At 42.7% G+C, this 23,316-nt stretch carries 23 protein-coding genes; 5 read left to right on the top strand and 18 right to left on the bottom strand.

The features are described 5' to 3' along the window. Nucleotides 1–144 precede the first annotated feature (144 nt). The gene (locus BCT34_RS03380) at nt 145–1,314 is read left to right on the top strand and encodes a DNA sulfur modification protein DndB (protein ID WP_102305748.1); all 1,170 of its coding nucleotides are present in this window, start codon (nt 145–147) and stop codon (nt 1,312–1,314) included. Nucleotides 1,315–1,344: 30 nt separating this feature from the next. Beyond that, nucleotides 1,345–1,677, top strand: a complete 333-nt coding sequence (locus BCT34_RS03375) for a hypothetical protein (RefSeq protein ID WP_081230277.1) — start codon at nt 1,345–1,347, stop codon at nt 1,675–1,677. Between the two features lie 76 nt (nt 1,678–1,753). On the opposite strand, the gene BCT34_RS03370 is transcribed toward BCT34_RS03375, so the two are convergent. The 17 genes from BCT34_RS03370 to BCT34_RS03270 all read right to left on the bottom strand — a co-directional run bounded on the left by BCT34_RS03370 (nt 1,754) and on the right by BCT34_RS03270 (nt 19,040). Next, the gene (locus BCT34_RS03370) at nt 1,754–5,947 is read right to left on the bottom strand and encodes a hypothetical protein (protein WP_102305747.1); all 4,194 of its coding nucleotides are present in this window, start codon (nt 5,945–5,947) and stop codon (nt 1,754–1,756) included. Between the two features lie 585 nt (nt 5,948–6,532). Next, entirely contained in the window at nt 6,533–7,027 is a 495-nt protein-coding gene (locus tag BCT34_RS03360; protein WP_102305745.1) for a hypothetical protein, read from the bottom strand. Between the two features lie 17 nt (nt 7,028–7,044). Beyond that, complete coding sequence (locus tag BCT34_RS03355; RefSeq protein WP_102420834.1) at nt 7,045–7,380, bottom strand: hypothetical protein; 336 nt, start codon at nt 7,378–7,380, stop codon at nt 7,045–7,047. Between the two features lie 225 nt (nt 7,381–7,605). Continuing rightward, a complete protein-coding gene (locus BCT34_RS03350) occupies nt 7,606–10,263 on the bottom strand; it encodes a TraC family protein (RefSeq protein ID WP_102305743.1) in 2,658 nt (885 codons plus the stop codon). Nucleotides 10,264–10,275: 12 nt separating this feature from the next. After that, entirely contained in the window at nt 10,276–10,974 is a 699-nt protein-coding gene (locus BCT34_RS03345) for a TraV family lipoprotein (RefSeq protein ID WP_102305742.1), read from the bottom strand. Beyond that, on the bottom strand, nt 10,971–11,738 hold the full coding sequence (locus BCT34_RS03340) for a hypothetical protein (protein WP_081230270.1): 768 nt from the start codon (nt 11,736–11,738) through the stop codon (nt 10,971–10,973). Before BCT34_RS03340 ends, BCT34_RS03345 begins: the two co-directional genes overlap by 4 nt. A 243-nt stretch (nt 11,739–11,981) precedes the next feature. After that, the gene (locus BCT34_RS03335; protein ID WP_102305741.1) at nt 11,982–12,683 is read right to left on the bottom strand and encodes a hypothetical protein; all 702 of its coding nucleotides are present in this window, start codon (nt 12,681–12,683) and stop codon (nt 11,982–11,984) included. Between the two features lie 76 nt (nt 12,684–12,759). Next, nucleotides 12,760–14,712 carry a helicase-related protein gene (locus BCT34_RS03330; RefSeq protein WP_102305740.1) on the bottom strand — a complete coding sequence of 651 codons (1,953 nt, stop codon included), beginning with the start codon at nt 14,710–14,712 and terminating at the stop codon, nt 12,760–12,762. 114 nt (nt 14,713–14,826) lie between these two features. After that, a complete protein-coding gene (locus BCT34_RS03325; protein ID WP_102305739.1) occupies nt 14,827–15,186 on the bottom strand; it encodes a hypothetical protein in 360 nt (119 codons plus the stop codon). 113 nt (nt 15,187–15,299) lie between these two features. Next, nucleotides 15,300–15,779, bottom strand: coding sequence for a transglycosylase SLT domain-containing protein (locus BCT34_RS03320; RefSeq protein WP_086714973.1), 480 nt, complete (start codon nt 15,777–15,779; stop codon nt 15,300–15,302). Nucleotides 15,780–16,018: 239 nt separating this feature from the next. After that, on the bottom strand, nt 16,019–16,351 hold the full coding sequence (locus tag BCT34_RS03315) for a hypothetical protein (protein WP_102305738.1): 333 nt from the start codon (nt 16,349–16,351) through the stop codon (nt 16,019–16,021). A gap of 469 nt (nt 16,352–16,820) precedes the next feature. Beyond that, complete coding sequence (locus BCT34_RS03300) at nt 16,821–17,111, bottom strand: hypothetical protein (RefSeq protein WP_102305735.1); 291 nt, start codon at nt 17,109–17,111, stop codon at nt 16,821–16,823. A gap of 14 nt (nt 17,112–17,125) precedes the next feature. After that, complete coding sequence (locus BCT34_RS03295) at nt 17,126–17,446, bottom strand: hypothetical protein (RefSeq protein ID WP_102305734.1); 321 nt, start codon at nt 17,444–17,446, stop codon at nt 17,126–17,128. Between the two features lie 13 nt (nt 17,447–17,459). Further along, nucleotides 17,460–17,741 (bottom strand): hypothetical protein, encoded by a 282-nt coding sequence (locus BCT34_RS03290; protein ID WP_102305733.1) that lies wholly within the window; start codon nt 17,739–17,741, stop codon nt 17,460–17,462. 283 nt (nt 17,742–18,024) lie between these two features. Then, on the bottom strand, nt 18,025–18,321 hold the full coding sequence (locus BCT34_RS03280) for a hypothetical protein (RefSeq protein WP_157936594.1): 297 nt from the start codon (nt 18,319–18,321) through the stop codon (nt 18,025–18,027). A gap of 49 nt (nt 18,322–18,370) precedes the next feature. Next, complete coding sequence (locus BCT34_RS03275; protein ID WP_102305730.1) at nt 18,371–18,550, bottom strand: hypothetical protein; 180 nt, start codon at nt 18,548–18,550, stop codon at nt 18,371–18,373. Between the two features lie 37 nt (nt 18,551–18,587). Further along, on the bottom strand, nt 18,588–19,040 hold the full coding sequence (locus BCT34_RS03270) for a hypothetical protein (protein ID WP_102305729.1): 453 nt from the start codon (nt 19,038–19,040) through the stop codon (nt 18,588–18,590). 284 nt (nt 19,041–19,324) lie between these two features. Here BCT34_RS03270 and BCT34_RS03265 point away from each other — a divergent pair, with 284 nt between their 5' ends. Together BCT34_RS03265 and BCT34_RS03260 are read left to right on the top strand one after the other, a co-directional pair. After that, on the top strand, nt 19,325–19,774 hold the full coding sequence (locus BCT34_RS03265) for a hypothetical protein (protein ID WP_102305728.1): 450 nt from the start codon (nt 19,325–19,327) through the stop codon (nt 19,772–19,774). A 157-nt stretch (nt 19,775–19,931) separates the two neighbouring features. Beyond that, entirely contained in the window at nt 19,932–21,362 is a 1,431-nt protein-coding gene (locus tag BCT34_RS03260) for a DnaB-like helicase C-terminal domain-containing protein (RefSeq protein ID WP_157936593.1), read from the top strand. Here the strand turns inward: BCT34_RS03260 and BCT34_RS03255 are convergent. After that, the gene (locus tag BCT34_RS03255) at nt 21,359–22,369 is read right to left on the bottom strand and encodes a hypothetical protein (protein WP_102305726.1); all 1,011 of its coding nucleotides are present in this window, start codon (nt 22,367–22,369) and stop codon (nt 21,359–21,361) included. The genes BCT34_RS03260 and BCT34_RS03255 overlap by 4 nt on opposite strands. 182 nt (nt 22,370–22,551) lie before the next feature. On the opposite strand from BCT34_RS03255, the gene BCT34_RS03250 reads away from it, so the two are divergent. After that, nucleotides 22,552–23,310 (top strand): DsbA family protein, encoded by a 759-nt coding sequence (locus BCT34_RS03250; RefSeq protein ID WP_102305725.1) that lies wholly within the window; start codon nt 22,552–22,554, stop codon nt 23,308–23,310. Nucleotides 23,311–23,316: the final 6 nt, after the last annotated feature.

Raw genomic sequence — 23,316 nt, 5'->3', positions numbered from 1 at the left:
AGTCATCTTGAATACCTTAACTATAACGTGCATAGATAATAATGAAAGTTTATCCCCCCGTTTTATGGGAGTTTTTTCTTTCATTTTATAGACAGGGATAGTTGTTCTACATAGACTGAAAATAAATCCAGTGAGGACAACATTATGAACGCGAAGACAGATTTCCAAGTAACATACACACCCAACCATGCTCTTAATGGCAAGGATCTCGAAGTGGTATTCTTTGTCGGTAATGAAGGGATCAACAAGTTCGGATTTCGTAGCCTTGAAGGTATTCTGTTGACCAAAGAGTTAGCCGAGCATTTCAAAAATGAAGAAGGTTCAGACAAGATACCTGCCCACTTAAAACGTCAACGTGATCTCGAAAAGTCACGCAGCGAACCGCTCCAAGACTACTTTCGAACCCGCGATAATACCGTATTGCCCGGACTGGCGATTTGTTTAAGCCACCTTAAGGATGAAGAAGAAATCATTGTCGGTAACCGTAAGATGATTAAAGCCGTGATCCCTGCCGACTGTGATCGTCATATCGCAGACGGTCAAAACCGCAATGAGCTATTTCAAGTTTTATTGACCGAAATGCCTGAGCTTGCAACGCAAACCCTGAGCGTGAAATTCCTTGTCTCAGATACCGACACACTGGAGCCAGTGACAGAGCAAATAAAGCAACTATTCAGTGATTATCACTACAATCAGAGAAAACCAACAACGAGTCAAAACCTCTACTTCGACAGCAGCAAACCTTACAGCCGGTTATTACGTCGATTTCTGGATTTAGAAGTAAACCAATTCACCTTATGGGACCTGATCTCGGTAAGTGGAAAACTCACCAACGGCCAACTTTTCATCTTAAAGCAGCTTCAAGATTTCTTAAACATTGCCAGTGCTTCCACAGCTGCGAAAACAAATGCATTACTCACCAAGAACCCTGAAATGGCAGATCAGTTGTTCAACATGCTCAAGCCTGCGCTTACGAGCGTACTCAACGCTATGCCAATTGGTGAAAGCGATCCTGAGAATGACCCTATGTATAGCAAAGCTATTTATTTCTACGGATGCGCGTGGGTTTGTCGCTCCATCATCGAAGAAGGTATGTCTAATGGTACGGCACCAGACTGGACTGCTCTGGAGCGCTTAAAAACACTTCCGTTACTCAACATGAAAGACAGCTGGTGGACTCAAGCAGGCGTTGTGCAAAAGCTACAGTTAGACAATGCTAAAGAGCCGAAATACAGAATGCAAAAAGGTTCAGAGAAACTGATGGGCCGACGTCTGTGCAAAGTCTGTGGTATCTACCCGTGTGATGAAATTTAGCCTTTGGAATAAACGCTAAGGAGAGAGATTATGGAACTGAATTTACAAGCCTATCGCTGCCCGTCTGCAATGACTCAAGCTCGACTTGCTATAACTATGGCTCATTCAAGTAATGAATCCCTATGGCTTCACTCCATTGAACCTATGCTAGAGCATCATATTAAGGCTTACCTTGCTTCGGAATACCCTAACGCCACTCTCGCTGTGTTTATGGCCAAAGAGATAACAGAAGCGATGCAAAACGAATGGTTGTCTGATGACAGTTTGTTTGATGAAGATGACTTGGATGGGGCGACAGTTCAGTGCTTGTACTGCATTTCATTCAATGAAAACGTGGACAACCTGGCTATACCCATCCAATAAAAAAGGTGCATCTAAACTGAAGAGTCTAAATGCACCTGCAACGATAAATGAGCACTCTTACATTGAGGTCAAACGTTTACCAACGGACAACTAACTGTGCCGTAGCGGTATCCCCTGAATCATCATAGCCAACAACAGTAACTAATTCTGACTCCCCAGGTTGTCGTAGCTCAGAGATTCGCTTACCAATATTACGTCGAACGGTATCACCAACGGTCCAGTCGTATTTGACCATCTTACCGTCGAGATCTTTACATTTCGCTTCGATTCGTGCGGTCTTGGAATACATTCTGTAGTCAATTGAACATGTTGGTGGCTGATTCGGTACAACTTCCACAGGTATAATAGCTTCGGCCTCTTGCCCGTAGTTGGTCTGTATTTTCAACTTCAATTCATGATCACCCGTCAATAACTCTTCAATATTCGCTGACGACTTTTCTAGCTCAGGTTGAAGCACGCCATCAACATACCATTGATAATCAGACACGCGATCTGAAGGGTGACCACCACGAATTGTTGGACGGACATTGACGTCAAGCGGCGACCTTTGGTAACTGTTACTAAATCGTGCTGTTAAGTCGATGGTGATAGGTTCTGGTTCAAGTACCTCAACATATTCCGTAAAGGTATCGTAGTTGCCGCGATCATCTTCTACGGTTACCGAGATTGGGTAAATGCCCGGTTGCTTCGCGGTAAATCGAGCTCGATGTCCGTAATCTTTAGTCAGTTCCAGTCGGCCTTGTCCATTCCACTCATACAAATAGTATTCGCGTAAGTTTGCCCCGATTGGGCGTCTCAACCAAATTTCAATTACCGAAGGGGCCACAAGTACACGCTGTTTATATGCCACATCAAACTGAGGAAATTGATACTCCCACACTCGAACCTTGTGGTCATATTCCGCATACGTTAACGCTTTCGCGTCTTTTACCCATGCACGTAATGTGAATGTATGGTAATCAGCACGCGCCAAGTCATCATTTGTTGGGGTAAATTCCGCAACATTCGAATCGATCACAGTGCCGTCAGGTCTTACCCATTCAATTTCAAGCTCAGAGTCCATGTTTGAGTACGGAGTCGAAACATCAGCAACCAGCGTCAGTGTGTCGGTGGTTTCCACATCCGTATCTCCTTTCACTCTGACACGAACTGGTTTTGCACGCTGAGAACGAACAGAGCGGTATTCCGTTGCCCAACTATGCTCATCTGTTTCATACCCAAGGTATGCAGCTTTTGCGATGATTTTATTGCTCCCTTGACCTTCCGCTGTGTATTCAAGGGTACTTCCGCCTTCGGTAAAGGTTTCACCACCATCAATCGACCACTTGATGAGCATGTTACCCGCATCAGCAATTTCTCCTTGGTCCATGAGCGTGTACGTTCTTGTCATACCTGTAATGAGGTTAGCCGCGCCAAGCAGTTCCGTTTGAGGCACCTTGTAGGCCATGATTTGAACAATATCAGTTTCTGCAACCTCGCCTGTAAAGCGATTTGGAACATGCCCTTTCACCAGCCAGATGCCTTCGACAGCTGTACTGAATGAAAAACGCTTACCTGGTTCCCCGTATTGGTTCCATGTACTGCCATTATCTTGAGACATATACCAAGATACTTCCCCAGAAGCATCTTTGTCGTCACGAGTGAGATGTTGATATTGAATTGCCGCATTCATAGGCACTGAACCCGTAATGCGCAAAGTACGCAATTCCCCTTCAATCGCCGTCCCTTTCATGATTTTCAATGTCCCGCGCTGAGAACGAACCATTGAGACGTAGTTTTCGTTTGGAGACTTCACTTTAGCTTGCGCATAAAATCGGAGGTCACCGATATCGTCAGATGAGAAGTTCACATCAAAATCATTCATACCCGAGGCATTCATATCTTGCCAGTCGGTAAGGCCATGCAGGTTCTTTTCTTTATCCATGACAGCTATACGCACAGACCAATCACCCAGCTCTTCAGACTTGTACACCACATCTCGATAGAAGCTACTGTAAAGCCCGAATTTAGATTTAACCTTGAACGTGTCAACGGTAGAGGTTTCACGAGAAGTTTGCTCAACCTTTAATCTTGCTCTAGTTGATGGCACTGCGTATGTCTTTACACCACTCTCAATCACTTGCTCGGGTAAACGGGCGTAATGAACTTTTACTGAGTAGTCGTCCATTTGCCACAACGCACGATGGTTAGCGCTATTTCTATCTGTGATTACCTTAGTAATGGTATGTTCGGTATAACGGTTCGATTGTTTAATGTATTGGCTTTCTAAGGTTTCACCATTCTTAAGGAGAGTGATATACAAAGGAGACGCTGCAGATTTAACACGGTATCTCCCGATTCTTGATTGCCCCATTTCTACAGCATAAATGCCATCTTCAAACATTCCGTCATCGTCGAATATGATCTCCGGTGCCTCTGGGGTATGAACAATTAAACTTGTATCATCAACTTTAATTAGGTTTTTACGCCCTTCAGAGTCATGGATATAAATTTCGGCTTCTACTGTCGCGGGACCCGTGTTTTCAAACACACCGATCAATTCAGGGCTTGCGGTATCCCACGCCTCTTCTAAGCCTTGAGGGATAATCGTCCAGTTTACAGAACAGGTCATCTGAGTTGGGTTTTTAATACCTTGAACCGCTTCATGTTCTGACTTGAACATCCTACATGCTCGACCTTTAGTTTGAGCAAATGTAATGTCTTGGTTTTGCACTAAGGCGACTTTACGATCACTTATGTTGTCGTACTCGAAGTCTAAAGGAAGAAATGATATTGAATATTCTCTTTGGACAACGTTATTGTTCCCATCCTTACCTCTGACGATGACTTTGTGTACGGTGTTTGAATCCCATGGAGACGCCATCTTGATCGCACGAGCCATCTTGAACTCACCGATATGCTCAACGGGCACTCCATCAAGAAGAATGTCGGTTATTTCATTTTCAATACTGGTTTCATCTTGCACCGTGAAAATCATGTGCTCCATGAAGTTGATTTCATCACCAGTACTAAACAGTGTGTCATTGTTGTAAAGGCGGATTTCAGGTGGCAGACGGTCTAATTGCATCGCGGTAACCTCTATGTCACCTTTGTTTGCAAATCTATCTAACGCTTTTATACCCCCTTGATAAAATCCATCGACCACCGAACTCAGTGGAATACGATAGATAAACTTAGTGCCGATTTGCTCTGGTATCCCAAAACTGTCGACTGTTTTATCGGTATACGATACATACTCATTTTTAAATAAGTCACCAATATCCCGCCCTTCTAAAGTAACAAATTCTGACACGCCAACATGGTCAGTATGCTTTTCAAAGCTCAAACTCACCTTTGAGGGCAACCACCATGTGTTGACCGTATCGGCACTGTGAGGGGAACTTAGAACGACTACAGCCTCGTTATTTTGTACAACCACCGTTTCCCCATCAACATCAAGGGTAATGTCGTTGCTCGTGGTATCTCCAACCGCTTTTACTGCGTACTGCTCAATAACAGGAGGTCTGTAATCCCATGCGTACTGTATTTGATTATTCGGTGCAGATACGACGTCATATTTGTCAGACACTTTTAAAGCCGTCGTTAGTTGGCCAGTCAGTGAATCATCGTCAGATAAATGGAAGGCAGATATGGCCACAGTGCATGAATCTTGACCTTCAACAACTTCACACGATTCACCAAACTGGGTTAGGGCCACAACCTGATCAAATGGACGCGGTTCAACCACAACGGTAATTTTGCGAAGTTTTTCGCTCTTATCGTGGGTAATGAAATTCAACCCTTCATATTGTGCTGATGTGGTTTCAGTAGTGACATTGACAATAACGGGTGGGACAGGCTCAAGAATGGTGTATGCAACACTGTCTTCAATCAGCGTAATGCGTTCTTTTTCAATTCCGTTGAAGTAGGAAATTCGATATGAACGATAGTGTTCACCTGCAGCTGCGGTCGGTCGCCCATCAAGCACCAGTCCATTCGCGTTCCAGCTAGGGTCGGTATCACCAGTCCATTCGAAGAAACACTTGAGATTACTGCTATCAGACGTGTACGCTTCTTCGCGCACAGTTTCCAACCGGCATCCAGATGAAGCGACTTCTTTTGCTAAGGCCGAATACTCTTTTACCCCACGATATATTTCATCAGGATAAGTAAACTCTACTTTTGGTGGCACACTCGTAATGGAACCGATGATGTATACCGATTTAGCTACAGCAGCAGACCCAATAATCGTTAGTGAACAACTAATAAGAATTTTGATTAACTTGTTCATAGTGCTCTTCAACTCCAAACGAAATTTCATTGGAATAGGGTAAATAAGGTCAAGAGCAATTATTTAAATTAACAAGCCTATTTTTGCAGTTTAAAGTATTTCTTTGGTCGATTTAGATTTCATAAACTGAATTCAAAGAGTGCAGTGGCCGCCTTCACTACGAGAAGGCAATGGGAACGAAGAGGTGTGCGATTGACTATAAAAACTGACTGAGCAGGAGTCCGGGAGTTATCGCGATACTGAACGTTATCAAGTCTAAGTGAAGGTCCGTGGCGACATAAGCGCCGATGTCTTTCTTTTGATCAGAAGAATATTGTTCTTTTTTAGGCATGTGTTCAGATACTGCCGTTCCAAACTTTTCAGACAATGGATGACGTCGATTTGACTGATAAATTTCAGAGACAAATTTGTCAAAATGTGTGAGCTCTTGTAGTTGGCCTCTGATGAACGGTGAGACAAGACAGTAGCATGCCAACACAACTAAAAAGCAAAGTATTGTTAGGAACATGCTATCAAAAGGGTTTGTTAAGAAAGTCACCACCCCGAATTGAAGTAGGATATAACCAAATATAAAATATAGAGCTCTCATTGCACCATCTCCGTCGTGTTGTAATTGACAAATGGATCGGGCATGGACAATAACAATCGCCCCCCTGTTGCATTAAGTAGTTCGATGTTCAATTCATCACTTTCATCTCTGGTCGCTCTCACACCATATGTCATGGTATGAGCCTGATCTTTAAATGCGGTTTGATAGGCAAAAAAGCATGTGTGATTCGATGACTCAGACTGACACACTTTTGTCACCAGGTTCACTGATTTCACCCCCCCATGAGTCATGGCAAAATCAGGCCACAGAATGGTCCTTGAATTCAATGTTGAGCTGTCCATCGAATACAGGTTTAAAATATACTCGCGTGATGATTGTTCCATCATCGTATATTCGCTAAACCGGTTCGCTCTCGTAACCCAGACAAAGACCGTCGCAATCGTCAAGAGAACCACAATCACACACACAATCAGCCATGATGCGTTATGTTTGGTGCCAGTTGACCCATCGAATTGATTAATACTCAACATCTAAAACCTCTCCGATTTTAGTTACCACTAGAAACATTCGAGCCTTGGAGTCCATTATTTGCCTCCAGAACGAACGCATAATCTTCTATCGACTTAGACCATTTGTGAAGATCCGAACAATCAAGGCTCTTCACAGCATAATTCTGTAATGAGGGGCCAAGCGGGTGCTGAACCCCGATTGAGATAGCCACAAATTGGAGCCCAGTCAGTTCCACAGTCGTTTCTACGACTGATGCATATGGAATATTACATTGAGCAGAAGCATAGCGTGATAAATAGGCGATAGTGTCCCCACACTCCACACCGCATGCCTCTTTGTAACGGCTAATTATGTCATCACTGGAGTTCGCCATAGCAGAACTCATACAGATCAAAGAGCTTAAAACCATAGTTAAAAATTTCATTACAATCGCGACCATTGTTGGGATGAGAGTTTCATTGTAAGGAGTGTCGAAAATAATGTTTTCAAACAAAGAGGGGAATTTGGTGTTTAAATTGACAAGCAGGCCAAAAGCCTGCTTGTCTCAGTGGATGGATATTATTCAAATAATTAATATAAAGACCATAAAATCAGTGAATTACGCTGCGTTATCCACTTGTTCTTCATCATCATTTTCAAGGTCATCCATGTCAGTCGCAAACGATTCGACGCGACGCGTTTCCAAGATTTTGTCGATGGCTTGATCTTGGGTATACCCCTGCTCCATCAAGGCCGCCAATTCCATTTTGTCTTTCGGATCGGTGGAGTACATCAGCAGCATCGCTGGAGGCGCGTAAAAACGCACGACCTCTTTGATGTCATCACCAATTTGGAAGAAGATTTCTGAGTACCTATTTTTACGCGTCCGAATCGATTTCAGAATTTCGAATTCTTGGTCTGACAGTGCCACCAGCTTGTCATTTTTCACTTGGTTAATCGTGTCTGACTTCTGATACAGGAAGCAACGATATACGCAGTTTGCGGCAATGGCTTTACCTACTGATGAACCGTACAGGTCACTCAATAGTTGCGTGATGATCCATGCGCTCGCATCTACTTTCCTAAAACGCCTGAACGCACTTTCAAGGAACGTCGAAACAGGATTAGCAGCGCCACTCCCTTGATTTTCCTTAAGAAATTCCCAACATTCGTCTACAATAAACGCTTTCGAACGACGTTGAGAGCCAGCTTTTGCATCCCCCAAGAAGAAGTGTTGATAGCACAGGTTAATGATCTGCATTAGAGCAATCACCTGTAATTCTGGTTGCGATTTCAGCTCTTCCAACTCACACACAATGAACGAGTTATCCAACGTAGGCGGCGGCTTATTGACCGTAAACATTTCGCCAAACATTTCGCCTTCACGGAATGGTTTTAGCTGTTCACCAATGTCGTTGAGCTCTTTACGCGTACTTGCAGAACACATGTCAGCGAAGATGGTTACACTTGAGTCGCGACCATGCTTATCCCACATGAGTTTCAAGATGGTGGTCATGCCTCGCTTTTGTAAGGTCGTAAGCGTACCATTTGGTTCAGCCATCACTGACAGCATCTCCAGAATCATACCGGCTTGCCCTTCCTTACCACTGAATTCAACAATTGAAGGGAACGGGTTTAGCGAGAATTTCATATCTTGACCAAAACTGATGAACTGGCCATTTAGCGCTTCACATAAACGGTAGTAGCTTCGACCAACATCGATAATCATAGCCATACCACCATCGCGCTTGGCTTCTGCAATGTTATAAGCGGTCTTCATCAACTTATCGACTTCGGCTTTGGGCAAATTCATCATGCTCCAAAGATGTCGGCTTGGCATTTTGCCCGACCCCAATATGCACGTAACAATGTATTGGACGAGCACTGACTTGCCTGAGCCTGACTCAGCCACAACTATGCCATTCATTGACCCATCCGTTTCAAACGGGTTAAAGCCAAACATCGACATGTCCCGTGTTACAAATGGGATTACCGGTTTACTTGGAGAGTTACCAGAAGAGCTGGAGATTATCGGGCTCATGAACGCGCAGACATCTGACGGAACTAGGTTGTATCGATCTAGCCTTTTACGGGTAACAGGGTCTGGTGCAAAGGGTAATGAATGGACAAACATGGGTGAAGTCATGTATTTGTCTTCTTCCAATTCAAATCCCGCAGGTGTGGACGCAACTTTTTTGAAACGCGCAATTTCTGTTTCTAGATGCTCTTCATCATCGCCAATAATCATGAACTGGAGATATGCATTCACCATCCGTGATTTTTTTTGTTCGAGTTTAGTAAAGGCTTCATCGAAGTCAGCTCTTTGCCAGCGAACCGTGTCATTCCAATTCACTAATTTATTGTTCGCCTGCATTGTCATGTATTTACGGCGACGCTTGACCTTACCTGCTTCTTTTTTCGCATTGGGGTAATGGACATTCAGTATGATCATAAAGTTCGACCATGCGGTTGAATGCCCATAGCGCCAATCACTAAAGACATTCAGCATGTCACCAAAGCCCAGCGTTTTAGGGTATTCCTTGGGAGTAAGCATCGATATAGGCCGTTCATCAATGAGTACTCGCGATTCGGTAAACTCAACTTTCCCGCCCTGCTCCTGAACTTGATCTCGGGGCATATAGGCTTCGTTTTTATTGATATCCCCTTTGCGCCACGTTGCCGAGTCTTTTCTGTTCATGAGCCTTTGCATGAAGTGTAACCAGCCCCACTGATCTAACGGGGTACAGAACAAGCCGACTTTGTTTAACGACTCTTCTGTATCCGTTCGTAGATTGTTGAAGTGCTTAAGCTCCTTTTTGGTAGGCACACCAAAATTACCTTTCATTGGGACTTTCACGACGAAATAACAGTCAAAAATTCGCGCCCGACAATCACTGTCACCGAACCCTGTTTGAGACGATTGCTTAAAGTGGTTAATCAAACCTTTTGAAATCGAGTTCAGCCTTTCGTTGGTATCTCCGGTTTGCCTTCCTCCGTGATACATTGAGAAATTATTGGTAAACGGACTTAAATCATCATTTGCCCAAAAAATTACCTGAATGAACGTATCTTCCGGCCACTCTGCTTTGTAGACCTGTTCTAACAGCTCTTGTAACTCATCGTTTACGGCAGGCACCGTTTCGATCTTGTACATTAAGCCAATGTAACTGTCTTCGAGTTCGAAGTATTTGTGCTTCCGGTTGTAATCCAACACCGGAAGTAAATCACCAAACTTTGAGTTTTCGAACTGCTTAAAAAATCTTGAAATCGCACCCATGGTATAAACCCCTTATTGACGCAGTTGGTCGATTAGCGAGTTCGCATTACTTCTCGCGCTCTCTCTTAACTCAGAATCGCTGATGGCCGGTCTAGCATTGCGCGACTCGACACCTATTTGGCCATCGTCATTCACGCCGTAATTTTGTTCTTGGCTTTCTTTTCTTACATGGAAATTGACGTACTGCGAGTCGTTAGTTTTAGCGCTTCTGTCGACAACCCAAGTTCTTTGCGTTGCTTCAATGAAACCGTAACCAGGGATCTGCAAAGTTTCTTTGTCGGTATATGGGCGAACCAAAGTTCGAACAATGTCGGCTGGTTTACGCATCGCCACGGGTTCAGGAGCAGGTAGAAGTAAGTGCTGATATGCAGCTTCAGGGCTGGATAATGCAGGGGCTTGAGAATAGCTTGGTGGTTGATTTGAGTGTGTTTCACCTGCTTCTTTTGGCAATTCTGTGCCGTATTTTTCTTTATATTCTTTACCTGTAATCATCTCTCCATCTTCATCGGTAACCATTACACGTTCATCGCCTGTCGCTTTGGCATAGTCCTCCGCATTGTTGTAAACGTTGGTAAGCTCGTAAACTTCACGGACGGACGCGCAAGCAACTCCACTCTTAGCTCCAGGACAAACGCCCTCCTCTTCACCTACGACAGAACAACCGGCTAAAGTAAGCAACACAAATGAGATCAATATAATTTGTTTAATCATAGGTCTATTCCTTCTACGATAATGGACGTGAGTTGAGCCTTACTCGTTGGCAGCCCGATAATGGAAGATGTTTTGTTGTTGAAAAATGCAGGAAGCCCAACACGGCCCGGACTCATTATCTGTAGAGACGCGTAAGTTGAATTCACTTTGGTAATGGCTTCTTTACACTGGCTATTTGGTGGGCGGGGGTATTTAGCTTCAGACCAAGTGCCTTCATATAAGGCGTGCAGCGCTTTGTCCGGATCATCGGAACATTGGGCTAACAACGTATTTTCATACTCCTTATCATCGAAGACAGGCACGATTGCTATGCGGAATCTTTTATCAGGGTGCTGCTTCTCAAGGATCTCTACGAAGTCACCGCAATGCTTACAACCCGTTGGTGCAATAAAGAGGGTCCCACCAAAAACTTTGGCTAATGGGTTTAAGTTAAACCCCGCAAAATCTTCTTCTGGGTTGATTTTCATTTTCTTCAAGTCGACATGGGATGCCGCGTAAAGCTCTTGTGGGGAGTTTACGAATTTGGTGTGAACGGTTGAGAATAATGAACCGCCCTTGATAAGAAATTTTCCATCACCGGTGGCCAGTAACATTTCACCGGTATCCAGCTCCATCATAATTAGCTTGTCGGTTTCAATTTCATAACTTGAAACCACATTGATGTCGGCATTGAGGAAATCTTGCGTTGGGGGTTCAGCTGCGACTTGAAGGCTGGCAAGCAACCCTAAGCCCAACATACCTTGAATTTTGTTTGACCATTTCATAGCAACACTCCTAGTTAGTACCAAGAGTTTGCCAAACTTAGATCTGCATAATTTAAATTAGTGAGCCTTATTTCACGGCTTAATTGAATTTTATTGGTGACAGAGGTGAAGTGTTACATCAGAAAATGTATTTAAATTAACGATAATCAGGGGATGAGGTTCACTTTCCCACAACTAACTATCGCAAGGTATAGTGTTGTTTAACTCCGCCTTTAGAGCTTGTATTAAAGCAAGAACAAATCGCTAATATTCATCGCACAAAATAACGTTAGATGGTATTTCAATGTCACAACCATCTTTATCTTCAATACTTATGCCGCCGAGGTGGAAATTGATTCCGAGGTAAAACCGCTCTAAACATGCTCGACCTCCTGCGTTAGTTCCTTGACCAGCAACTTCGACGTCCACATATCGATATTCGTTGTTAAATTCATCAAACACTTTTTGCCTAGATATCAAGCGACCCGTTTCATAGGCCATTATCTGACCTCGAATGCCATTTCTATACTTGGGCTTAACGTAGACCATTTCCAAAACGACTCTAATCGAATAGTACCCATCATCGTTATGTTCAAACTTACTTAAGCTGCAAAACCCGATCAATTCTTTTGGGTTTCTAGGGTCGACAAAGAAAATGAGCTCATAGAGATTCGGGTCAAGAAAACAACGTACATTAATCCCTTTCTCGCTTTCCGGTATCGACTCTCTTACACTATCAAGAGTGAATAGTTGGTTTTGAATTGGTATTGAAACCATCCAGTTATGTTCTACAATCTCAGTTTGATTAATTTGTGTATTGAAAATATCCCCGAAACTGTAAGTAGAACCGCACATTGTTTCAAATTGAATTTTCAATTGATGGAATAAATCAGAGTACTTCAATTTATCCATATGCTCTAAAGTAGAATCATCCAGATCAGAATAATTTTTGTATTTAATTAGCATAATGGTGCTCTCCGTAAATTGCTCATGCCTGACTGTCATTTATTGAGCGTGATGTCAGTTTCAGAAATTAATTCGTTTAGGTTTCTGATCCCTTTCCTGTCAGTCTTTCTAAGGTATCGGTTAGCAGACCAAGCGATAATTGTTGGTCGACCAAAATGCATTTCGACGTTCCTGACTGATTGTTGCCATTCTTTAAGTCCCCCATACCCCGTAATTGCAAGTCAGCCTCTGCCAAACTGAACCCATCAGAGTGATTGACCAACAAATCCAGTCGGTCTATGGATGGCGTTTTGAGTTGGGTAGTAGGCAGTAGGTCACAATGCCCGATACCTCCTTCCCGCGCTACGCGACCTCGGATCTGGTGCAGCGTAACCACACCAAGATTTTCAGGGTTCAGCACAACGACATAGTTCAGTTTTGGTATTGTGATCCCAACCTCAATCAATGTGGTCGCAATCAATATTTTCCCCTCACCCGACTTCATTGCATTTATGGCAGTCTCATTGTCTTGTTTAGACAACCCACCATGGGACAATTTAACGATGTCACCATACATCGCTTTCCAGTCATCAAAGAGTTGTTCAGCACTGGCTCTGTGTGAAACAGCTTGAGCTTTGGATTCACCTTTCATGGTGCTAATGATTAACACCTTGTCACCACGATTGATGCGTTCTTCAACTCGACAGATAACCTCATCGATTTGGGTATGCTCGTAACGGGTAGTGATCACTTCTCTAGGTGTGTGGTACTTGGTTAATTTGAAGTACGGCAGCATGCCAAAACTCATCATCGCTTGCGTTCTAGGAATGCACGTCGCACTCGACAACAACAGATGTGTCCGGCCATGAGTTATTAATGTGGATTCTTTTTGTTCAAGCCCCATTTTTTGCTCTTCGTCGATCCACAGTAGGTCGATAGGCATATTGTTGTGATGATGGAGCAAAGCCGTCGTACCAATCACGACACGGGTGTCTTCTGTCATCTCGTTGATGCATCGATAGCCTTTACCTACGAAGTTGTCATGCTCACTCTCAGACAATAAAAACTCGATGCCAATATCTGGCCAGCAGTTGTCGATCTCTTTATAGATTTGGGCTCCTAATATTAGGTTGGGAACCATAATGACGACACAACCACCAGCATCAACAACATGACGTGTCAGTATCGCGCCAATGACGGTTTTCCCCGTCCCCACATCCCCGAATAAGACACTTCGTGGGGCTCTGTTGTTAATCGCGGCTTTGATACCGCTCACGGCATCCAATTGTTCATCCGTCAGTTGAAACGGGACGACATCATTGAAATAGGTATCGTCTTTGTCGAGCTGAAATGGGTGAGTTAAATTTGGTTCGCCTTCCACTTCTGAGAACAACAAAGTAGCTGCTATTCTTTGTAGTATAGCGTTGCATTGTTCACTTTCTTCCAATGAATTTGGGAAATGCACAAATCTCAAAACGTCTTCTAAACACAGCGAGTGCGCTTCTAACAACCGTCTAATTTTCCCGTTGCTTAGATTTAATTTCGCTAATTCTTCTCGTATCTTTCTTGCCGTCAATGGGATCAGTTCATCAATATGCTGCTCCAAAAACTCAGCATACTTCAACCCTTTGAGTTGCTTACTTTTGACTTTATAGACCGGAGTGATTTTACCAATGAATTTTTCATTCAATGGCTGCGGGTGGTTGATAAACAGCGCGGTTCCGACTTGTTTCACTTTGCACAAGTAATAACCTCGATCATTAAGTCGACTTGCCAATTGTTGGCCGTATTCACTGTCTAATTTGGCAAAATGAGAAAAACGTTGAGCGACGTTTCGGGAGTCAACAATGCTGCCATTAATGACAGTCGTTCGATTGTATGATTCAGAAATAGAAGTCACTGTCCCTTGAATAACCACACAGTCACTGTCCGTAAGATAGGAAAAGTCAGACACCACTTGTCTCGTGTCCAGATACGATTCAGGTAACCGCAACAACACTTGCCAAACAGGAACTTTAAATGTGTCTTTGATGTACTTTATATCCAGCATTCTCGCGTTTCATTCTGATTCAATAATGCAGTAGTTATACACGTCTGAGCACTATCATTTAGTTACGATGGCTCTCAGTAATATGAAGTTGATTTAGAACGTCTTTACGAACGCTTACTGCTTTAGAGTCAGCTCATAAACCTTCTCGACCGGTTCTTCGATGTACCTACGTGTAACCGTTAACTCAACACCGCTGGTGGTTTTGGTTATTCTAAAGTTTTGGTTTGGAGACTGAGCCAAAACAGAGCCGTCATCATTAACAATCACGTCAACGGGTAATCGTTTCCCAAACGCCTCAATGTAGTCAGCTCCGACGTTGAATTCTGCAGCGCCGTCTGACGATACAGAGCTCCACTGGCCAACATAGGCATGAGAATCATCGAAGAAAACAGAAGAGAACTTTAGAACCAAAACACCAGACAGTACGAGTACGCCACATAGGGTCAGTGTCTTTCGATTTATACGTATCGACATAATGAATTCCTATAAACATGAGAACCCCATATTACTTGTGGTAGAAGTCGATTTTGCTAAATAGCGAAGGGAATTTGAGCTGCTATTTGATATTTGGGGAGTCGAAGTTATCTCTAATCCTGATACCAATACTCCGAGCAGTTCAAGGATGGTCGTTTCAGAATGTAATCCCAAGTTTTCATTGTTCTGATTAGATAATTGGTCTTGATGTTGACTGTCTTTGAGTTATAGCAACCGACGGCTTCCCAAACATGACCCTTAGCGTAGGTAAGGCATCCTTTGAATATATCAGCACTGATGCTGATATTGAGAACAGGGTCAGTGGCAACATCTACCCAAGACTTATTAGGGTAGTTTCGTAAGATGTATTTGGAATGGATTGTATTCACCTGAGCGGGACCCAAGTCATAGGAATCGTTAGTATTTTTTACTTTACTGCCGATTTTGCCCCCCTCGCCAACCACAAGTAAGTTAAGAAAGTCTCTCGGGACATACTTCTCTCCTGCGACTTCAGCAACAATGCTGCATCTACTCGCGTTTGATAAAGCAACAGTATCTAATTTGGTGTCATGGATATCTGGCAAGAAAAACACGGTGATTCTCCTTTTCGTGGCCAATGATTGAAAGTCAGTACTGACTAAGTATGTTCCTGTGGTGATACACCTTTTCTCTTCATCTTTAATCTTCACTCGTTGAGCGGAAGTTTTTGATGAGGGAAGTCCCCGACAACGCGATCACTTTCTGATTTCGAAGCTTTATTAAGTGAGCTATGTATGGGTTTTGATGTCCAATCAATGGTGTTCTTTTTTTTAAAAAACATACGCTCCCCTTTCTATGATTTTTTCGTATGATAACTGATTGAATCTATGTAATTTTCAGTATCGATTTTCATTAACTGAAGTTCAGCCAATTCATCAAACAAACGAGATGAGCCAAAGCGCATCAAAAGAGAGAAAAATGCAGCATTATGTATTTCGATAAACTGTTCACGCTTAGGTGCGGTTTGATCCAAATACTCCGCTATCGTTCCTACCTCAAAGCGCTCCTCTACAAAAGCTGTCACAGGCGCAATTGTGGTGATTGTTGGTGCGGCCAGATAAAAGCAAATAGGACATAACAAACCAACCAACATGGGTTTATGATGCTTTAACCATTCAATGTTCATGACCCTTTCTTCCCTCTGGTTGTCTGAATAAGTTTGCCCTTACCAAGTTCTGCGAAAGGTCGACTTATCATGAGTAGTAACCCACAAACAGTAAACGTCATTGCCAGCAATTTTACTGAAGCCAACTGAGTACCATACATAATCATTAAAGGGCCAATGACGTAAGCACGATGGCCAATATATGGATTGAACTTGTTCAGAATGTTCACGATATGTCCCCTCTACTTTTTGTCTGACGACACCTACTACCAACTATTTGAACTTTGACTAGGAGCCATTAACTTGCTCAACGTAAGTAGCGCGAACGCTGACAATGGATAAAAGTAAATTTTCAACATGTTTTCTGGCCATTGTGGATCGTTAATGTAAAAAGTTTTACCAACCAGATCAGGTTCACTAAGCAGAATGAGCGCAGAAGCTCCTATACATGCAAACGCCAACAGTTGTAATAACCCGCATATGAATTTTTTCATTGTTTGATTTCCGACTTAACTTTTTTGTCTTCTTCAACCGCGTGCTGAATAGCCAATGTCATAGATCCATAACGTGCTACATCCTTTACATGAACAAAAATGATCGCATACAACAGCCAATGAATAGCTATCAAAAGGTACAAATTAAAACCTTCGCTGTCTTTTCCTGTAAATAGAGATAACACATCAAACAAAATCCAATTTTGAGTGCTTGGCTGTAAAAGCAAATAGAAAGTCATTGCAAAAAAACATATGTTCGCAATTGTGTTTAAAGTTGGGTGTTTCATAGTTCTGTCCCTCACTAGTCATTTGAAACAACTAGCTTCAAGCTAGGCTTAGTTAAACCAGGTTTTGCTTTAGGAACTACCCCCCCGATTATGTCTCCGTGACGATTTTTGATTACATGACCAGTGAATGCGAACTGGTCTAAAGCATCTCTCAGTTGAAGATCGTCCGTTCCGATAGTCGCGAGGTACAATTCAGGCTCGTAACCGTTGGCTTTCAATAGCTTTAATGCTTTTTCCTTGTTACTTTTTTCCTTAGCGTTTCGCAAATAAGCAATCGTCTTTTGGAGTACCAATGTCGCTATCACAACTGAAATGATTAAAAGAAGGTTTGTCATTATTATCTCCTTGTTACGCTGCTACTGGTTTAAGTTCTACGATTTCGTAGTCAGGAGACTCCTCATATTTAGCGAATCCAAGCACTTCAACTTCAAATGAACCTTCTTCATCCAAATCAATGCCAACGCATTCCAGAACCGCTATTGCACCTTCGTCGATGAGGTCATTTTCAAACACGTCACAACCTTCATGAGAACTTAGCCAACGTTCGTCAATTTTAGTGACAGCAGCACTTTTCTTGATACCAACAGTAAAATGAATTGTTGCTGCGAAGTTTGGTTTTGCTACATGCATTGAATTCCCCTTGTTATCGACTTATGCAGCGCCATAGCTGCTTGAAAGTGGCATTTGTATGATGCTTGCGATCAGTGAACCACTCTCTATATAAAACGCCTTCAGCCACACCTATGTTTCCTTGATTTCCCGCTAACCATGCTCGGTGCATTTCAGTTTTGGCAATCGCTCGCCTAAACTTTCGCGATAGAAAAAGCTGTTCATATCCAATGAAATAGAATTGTTCGCAGATCAACTTATATGTATAAGGCACACTTCATTTTCTCCTTTGGCCGAACTCTCTTTATTCACATTTATCTAAAATGCAAAGTTCTTCACGGTTATTCTGGTATAGGTTTAGCGTCAGTTCGTCGCCATGCTCTAAATGGAACGAGAAAGCTCTACTCGTGTTGTAAACCCCATCATCACTTAGAAGTAATACTGTTCTATTGAATAAAGAATACTTAGTAACAACGGTAACGGGTTTGCTTTGCACCAATTCATTAGGACTTGTTGCTATGCCGTACACAACCATACTGAGCATCATAATAGGCACCGTCAGAATACCAATCGCTAGTGTTATGCCCGTTTTCTTATCCATTGAATTCTGCTCTGAATTAACCATTTTCACCTCAATATCCATGTTGTATTTACTGCTTCAGCATTAACGATTCAATTTCCTTTATTTCCTCATTTGATACTGAATGCTCAATGAAAATACCGAGTGAACGACATGCCGCTTTTACATCCAAAATGACTACACGATTCGGTAACATTTCTCGTTCATTGCACCAGTCAGCTATCTTTTGTAACTCTATACTTTTAAACATTTCATCAGCCTTCTATGCATCGATGTTTGGTTCTGTCTTAGTCACGCAGGCTATCAATAAACTCGAACAGAATTTGGCATCCGTTCTTCTTAGGGCATTCTTTAGAGACTATCGATTCCTGCAGAGCTAAATACTCATGTTTATCGTCACCTAATCCAAAATACCCTTCTAAGCCCAATACTCGACCACCGATGTATTGCGACATCCTTTGTATGTAGTCCATCTCCACCGTCGTATATTCAAGAATAATCTTGTCATCTCGGTCAAAAAAATAGTGAATCGACGTCACGATGCTAGGTTCTCCGGCAACATTTGAAACCAACTGTTCATGAGTAATTGGAGCCCACTGAGAATCACACATTCCTGCAACTGTTCCATAGCAAGCGACTGAATTCGACGGGAGCTTTAGCGTCGTTTTACTATCTGAATTATCAGCGAATGTCATCGAAGCGACCGTCATCAAACTCAACAACACAATCGTCTTTTTCATTAACTGCCTCGGCTACTCTAAGAAAGATTTAGACTCTGGCTGTCAGTTATACACGTCTAATCACTTGAATTTACGAATTAGCGAGGCCATTTATGCCCCTTATTTGACAATGGAACTCGATTCCATCACATCATGAGGCATCGTCTTAAACGAGAGGAGGTCACTTTTTTCTATTCAAATCGAGGGAAACACTGAAAATCGTTCCACTAATTTCATTTCGGCATGACTGTCTATGCCATATTTCTGATATTGGGTTGTCTTGATGAATAGAATTGGAAAACGTTATGGAAATGAATACTAAGTGTGTCCCTGTCAGAACCGCAGCGTGCTTAATTGTCGCCTTCGCGTGTTTGGCCGTTTATATGCTCACACCCAGCCGTACCGATTACTTAGATGCACGAGTAAACTTGCTGTTTTCTCAATGCAGCTCAAGTCTTTTGGAAGATGAGTTCAAAATGGAACCATGTGAAGATCTCTATCGAACCTACGCAAATATATCGCGCAGTACTGCTTATCACTACATATCGGATAACGTGATGTTCAAGCTTCATGGCGAGATTTCGAAGCTGGGCTACTCATTGGACATCAACCAGATCACCGATGGTTTCATGCAAAAGCTCCCTTCAGGCAAATACCACACGACACGACGTAATAACATAATCGATGCATTGATTAGCACTCCAACAGAGTCCGTCGATTTTGATTATGATGGAGGAATCGACGCCTCACTTTAGTAATTTAGGGAAGCCCGAAATCAAATCGTTTGATTGTTGCGATTTAACCCACTCCTTTTTAAAATTTTGGGTTTCCCTACCACCTCCCCCACTCAATTATCTAAATTCCCTGCAAAAAGTTGTATCAACTATGTCCTAGTATCCGATGGGCATGACGATGTTAAAGTTTAATTTATACCACCCTGTGATTAACCTCATCCTCTCCTGCGATGGCGTTATTGACGAACTCGATCTAGAAACCAACGTTGTCAGTGATACAGCGACACGGGTACTCATCGAAACATGCTTCCAATTGCACGCAGATAAGCAATCAGTCGATTTAAACACGATCAAAGCGCGAGTGTACGCGGCCTACGGGCAAGAGGGAGTTGACGCAATCACTACCGTTGCAATGGAGTCACTAGCGCAACCAGCAAACATAAATGCTCTTTCTGACTACGTTTCGCAAATTAACGACACCAACAACAAACGAACACTTCAGGTTGAGCTTCAAAAGCTATTAACACAATGTTCGTCGAACAAGATGACAGATGAAATCATATGTTCCATGCACTCTGTTATTGAGTCTTATGACGAAGTAGAAAAGAATAATGAGAGTGGTCCAATTTCATTGAAAGATGCCTTTGTCGCAACGCTGGACAACATGGAACGTAGAAACAAAGGCGAATTTAATGTATTTAAATCTGGGTTCGCATGTTTTGAAGCGCTTGGTGGATTTCGACCTGCAGATTTCATCATACTTGCAGGCCGTCCATCTCACGGAAAAACGACCCTTCTCTTAAACGTTATAAAAAACTCAAGTTATCAGAACGAAGCACCATTTCTATTTTTCTCCATTGAAATGAGCTCAGACTCAATTGGTGAAAATTTGTTATCCAACTTAGCAAGCGTACCTCTTAGCAACATTCGAAACGCCAGCATGAGTGATACTCAATGGTCTGATTGTTCTTCTGCGCTAGGTAGATCCAGTGATTACAATATTGAGATTGACGACGATTCAATGACCGTCGAGGAGCTGTGTCGTCGCGCACGTCGCTTTTATCGACAGCATAATGGAAAGATTTCAGGGATTGGTGTTGATTACATCCAGCTGCTTACCAGTGAAAAATACAAAACTGACAATAGAAACTTGGAAGTCTCTGAAATATCACGACAGCTCAAAGGGCTCGGGAAAGAATTAGGAGTACCAGTAATCGCACTATCCCAACTGTCTAGGGATATTGAGAAGCGTGCTGATAAACGTCCAGTGAACTCCGACTTAAGAGAGTCAGGCTCTCTGGAGCAAGACGCCGATATCATCTGCTTCATTTATCGACCGGAAATGTATGATCCTCAAAATGAACCTGGTATCGCTCATTTGATTATTAGCAAAGCTCGTAAAGCCGCTATAGGTTCTGCAAAAACGACCTTCATTGGTAAATACGCGCAGATTAAAGATTCTTTCAATTACACGCAAAGCGCACCACCAGCTGCGACTCCAATTGCTGATCAATACCAAGGTACAGACCACAAAAAGCAGAATACCGAAACTAACGGTACTCTGCCGAACAATAATGCCAATGGGAGTGGGATAGAGTTCATTAACTAAGCCAGCGCACGTTCCCACGACTTAGAAAGTGACTTGTGTGCGCCGAGCTTTTGTAAGGCGCTTGTCTTGACTTGAGTGTATCGTGATGACGAAAAGCCTAAAGATACAACCAAATCATTACGATTGAGTGTACCGGCTACCAACCCCATCTCATTCATTATCACAATTTTCTCATTCGAATTGAGCGTCTTCAATTGAGCGATTAAGTGTTGTCTCAATTTATGATGAGTCATGTCCGACACCACGTTGTCACTAAAAGCACTTGTAACACCGTATCGATTATCATTAGAACCTTGTTCAAAATCGTAAACGGGTTTTGGTAGGTACGATGAAGCACTAGAATCCGGAGTGAGCTTGTTATTGGTTTTCTCAGAATTAATTTCAATCGCTTTTGAATAAGCTCCCGCGATATCTCTATCGGACACTTTCACCATCAGGGTGTGGTGAAGCTCTTTTCGAGACACCACGGTTTTAACACGAGCACTCGCATAAGTATCAAAACTGGCCACTCCCGTATGCTTATAACAACGAGCAGCACGTATTGTTTCTAGCGCAGCCTCTTGTACTCGATCTGACAAATAATCAATATCGTAGTTATGGCGGCGTAACAACTTACGGAAGCTGTTTAATGACTTCAAGGTAACGTTCTGAATGGCGGTATCCAAATCTTTCAACAGATTTGGTTTAGGGCAACCACGATCCACCATTTCGTAAACCACAAACGCTGTCACTCGCAATTCATTGACGACGGCTGTGTCTGTTAACTGAGACTCAAGAAGCTCTACGGGTGTTTGTCTGTTCGACACAACATGGCCAACATAATTGGTGCAGGTAGCGTCATTGGCTATTTCCGTGAGCATCTGCCTCCAGTTTGGTGTGGTGTGTGTGATTTCTTCAAACACTTTCGCCGTTGTCGACGCCAAGGTTTCAAGTACTTCTGACTGTGATGCTTTTACAGAATTAAAACTTTCTGTAATGAGGGAATTCATTCTACTGATCGGGTCCATGATAACGCTCCATACAATTTTTACATAAAGGGGTTGGGTAACTTCATTATGGTTTTCCCCGATCATCGCGTCAATTTTCTCCCCCCGTTTCAATCTATCGCCCAAAAAAGTTCTCTTAATTGAAAAACGAACGGTGTACATCGCGCAAAATGTTATGACCACTCAAATTGAGGAATCTTACAATGACACCTTTGTTCAAGAAGACAGCGACGACTTTATTCACATTATTGGCAATTGGTTCAACGGCCACAACATCGGCTTCCGAGGTTGAAATGTCACAGCAACAATTCAACTCGATGCTTATGAAAGCGTTCGAATCAAATCCCGAACTCTTAATTGCAGGAGTGGAATCCGTGAGGACATACCAAACAATGAAACACAAACAAATGTTTTCAAAATCTTTGTATTATGATGAAGATACGCCGGTTCTTAATGAAGCTGGAGAGATCACTGTGGTGGAGTTTTTTGACTACGCATGTGGAGTATGTAAAAGGGGTGCAACGGAGTTGGCTCCCCTTTTAGGTAAAGACAAACGCATCCGATTCGTGTATAAAGATGTGTCGATTTTAGGTGCTAATTCCACTGAATTAGCAAAGATAGCCATTGCTGTAAATCAGATCTCTCCCAATGCGTATCCAGCATTCCACAAAGAGCTTCTTTCAATGCAGCAGTCCGTCCCGCAAAAGGCATATGAGCTTGCTGAACTGATGGGATTAGACAGCTCGATCATCAAAAAGGCAGCGAATTCGTCACAAGTTAGTGCTATTTTAAATAAAAATAATAAACTTTTTAGAGATCTGAAACTTACTGGAACTCCGACTTTTTATATTGGTGAAAAAAAGTTCGGGGGGTTAATCAGTCGTCAACAGATGCTTGAAGAAGTGAACCTTCAATATAGCCAACTAGTAAATCAGACTAATAGGCAGGCAGTTAGTAAGTAGGAAGCA

It is taken from the genome of Vibrio sp. 10N.261.45.E2 (assembly GCF_002875705.1).
Lineage (GTDB): Bacteria > Pseudomonadota > Gammaproteobacteria > Enterobacterales > Vibrionaceae > Vibrio.
Note: the sequence above shows the minus strand (reverse complement) of the source record. Positions and strands in the feature narration are given on the sequence as shown.

What these genes read in the sequence shown, in the direction of transcription:
- BCT34_RS03380 (WP_102305748.1), top strand. Translation starts at nt 145, where the DNA reads ATGAACGCGAAGACAGATTTCCAAGTAACATACACACCCAACCATGCT.
- BCT34_RS03375 (WP_081230277.1), top strand. Translation starts at nt 1,345, where the DNA reads ATGGAACTGAATTTACAAGCCTATCGCTGCCCGTCTGCAATGACTCAA.
- BCT34_RS03370 (WP_102305747.1), bottom strand. Translation starts at nt 5,947, where the DNA reads ATGAACAAGTTAATCAAAATTCTTATTAGTTGTTCACTAACGATTATT.
- BCT34_RS03360 (WP_102305745.1), bottom strand. Translation starts at nt 7,027, where the DNA reads ATGTTGAGTATTAATCAATTCGATGGGTCAACTGGCACCAAACATAAC.
- BCT34_RS03355 (WP_102420834.1), bottom strand. Translation starts at nt 7,380, where the DNA reads ATGGCGAACTCCAGTGATGACATAATTAGCCGTTACAAAGAGGCATGC.
- BCT34_RS03350 (WP_102305743.1), bottom strand. Translation starts at nt 10,263, where the DNA reads ATGGGTGCGATTTCAAGATTTTTTAAGCAGTTCGAAAACTCAAAGTTT.
- BCT34_RS03345 (WP_102305742.1), bottom strand. Translation starts at nt 10,974, where the DNA reads ATGATTAAACAAATTATATTGATCTCATTTGTGTTGCTTACTTTAGCC.
- BCT34_RS03340 (WP_081230270.1), bottom strand. Translation starts at nt 11,738, where the DNA reads ATGAAATGGTCAAACAAAATTCAAGGTATGTTGGGCTTAGGGTTGCTT.
- BCT34_RS03335 (WP_102305741.1), bottom strand. Translation starts at nt 12,683, where the DNA reads ATGCTAATTAAATACAAAAATTATTCTGATCTGGATGATTCTACTTTA.
- BCT34_RS03330 (WP_102305740.1), bottom strand. Translation starts at nt 14,712, where the DNA reads ATGCTGGATATAAAGTACATCAAAGACACATTTAAAGTTCCTGTTTGG.
- BCT34_RS03325 (WP_102305739.1), bottom strand. Translation starts at nt 15,186, where the DNA reads ATGTCGATACGTATAAATCGAAAGACACTGACCCTATGTGGCGTACTC.
- BCT34_RS03315 (WP_102305738.1), bottom strand. Translation starts at nt 16,351, where the DNA reads ATGAACATTGAATGGTTAAAGCATCATAAACCCATGTTGGTTGGTTTG.
- BCT34_RS03300 (WP_102305735.1), bottom strand. Translation starts at nt 17,111, where the DNA reads ATGAAACACCCAACTTTAAACACAATTGCGAACATATGTTTTTTTGCA.
- BCT34_RS03295 (WP_102305734.1), bottom strand. Translation starts at nt 17,446, where the DNA reads ATGACAAACCTTCTTTTAATCATTTCAGTTGTGATAGCGACATTGGTA.
- BCT34_RS03290 (WP_102305733.1), bottom strand. Translation starts at nt 17,741, where the DNA reads ATGCATGTAGCAAAACCAAACTTCGCAGCAACAATTCATTTTACTGTT.
- BCT34_RS03280 (WP_157936594.1), bottom strand. Translation starts at nt 18,321, where the DNA reads ATGGATAAGAAAACGGGCATAACACTAGCGATTGGTATTCTGACGGTG.
- BCT34_RS03275 (WP_102305730.1), bottom strand. Translation starts at nt 18,550, where the DNA reads ATGTTTAAAAGTATAGAGTTACAAAAGATAGCTGACTGGTGCAATGAA.
- BCT34_RS03270 (WP_102305729.1), bottom strand. Translation starts at nt 19,040, where the DNA reads ATGAAAAAGACGATTGTGTTGTTGAGTTTGATGACGGTCGCTTCGATG.
- BCT34_RS03265 (WP_102305728.1), top strand. Translation starts at nt 19,325, where the DNA reads ATGGAAATGAATACTAAGTGTGTCCCTGTCAGAACCGCAGCGTGCTTA.
- BCT34_RS03260 (WP_157936593.1), top strand. Translation starts at nt 19,932, where the DNA reads ATGTTAAAGTTTAATTTATACCACCCTGTGATTAACCTCATCCTCTCC.
- BCT34_RS03255 (WP_102305726.1), bottom strand. Translation starts at nt 22,369, where the DNA reads ATGGACCCGATCAGTAGAATGAATTCCCTCATTACAGAAAGTTTTAAT.
- BCT34_RS03250 (WP_102305725.1), top strand. Translation starts at nt 22,552, where the DNA reads ATGACACCTTTGTTCAAGAAGACAGCGACGACTTTATTCACATTATTG.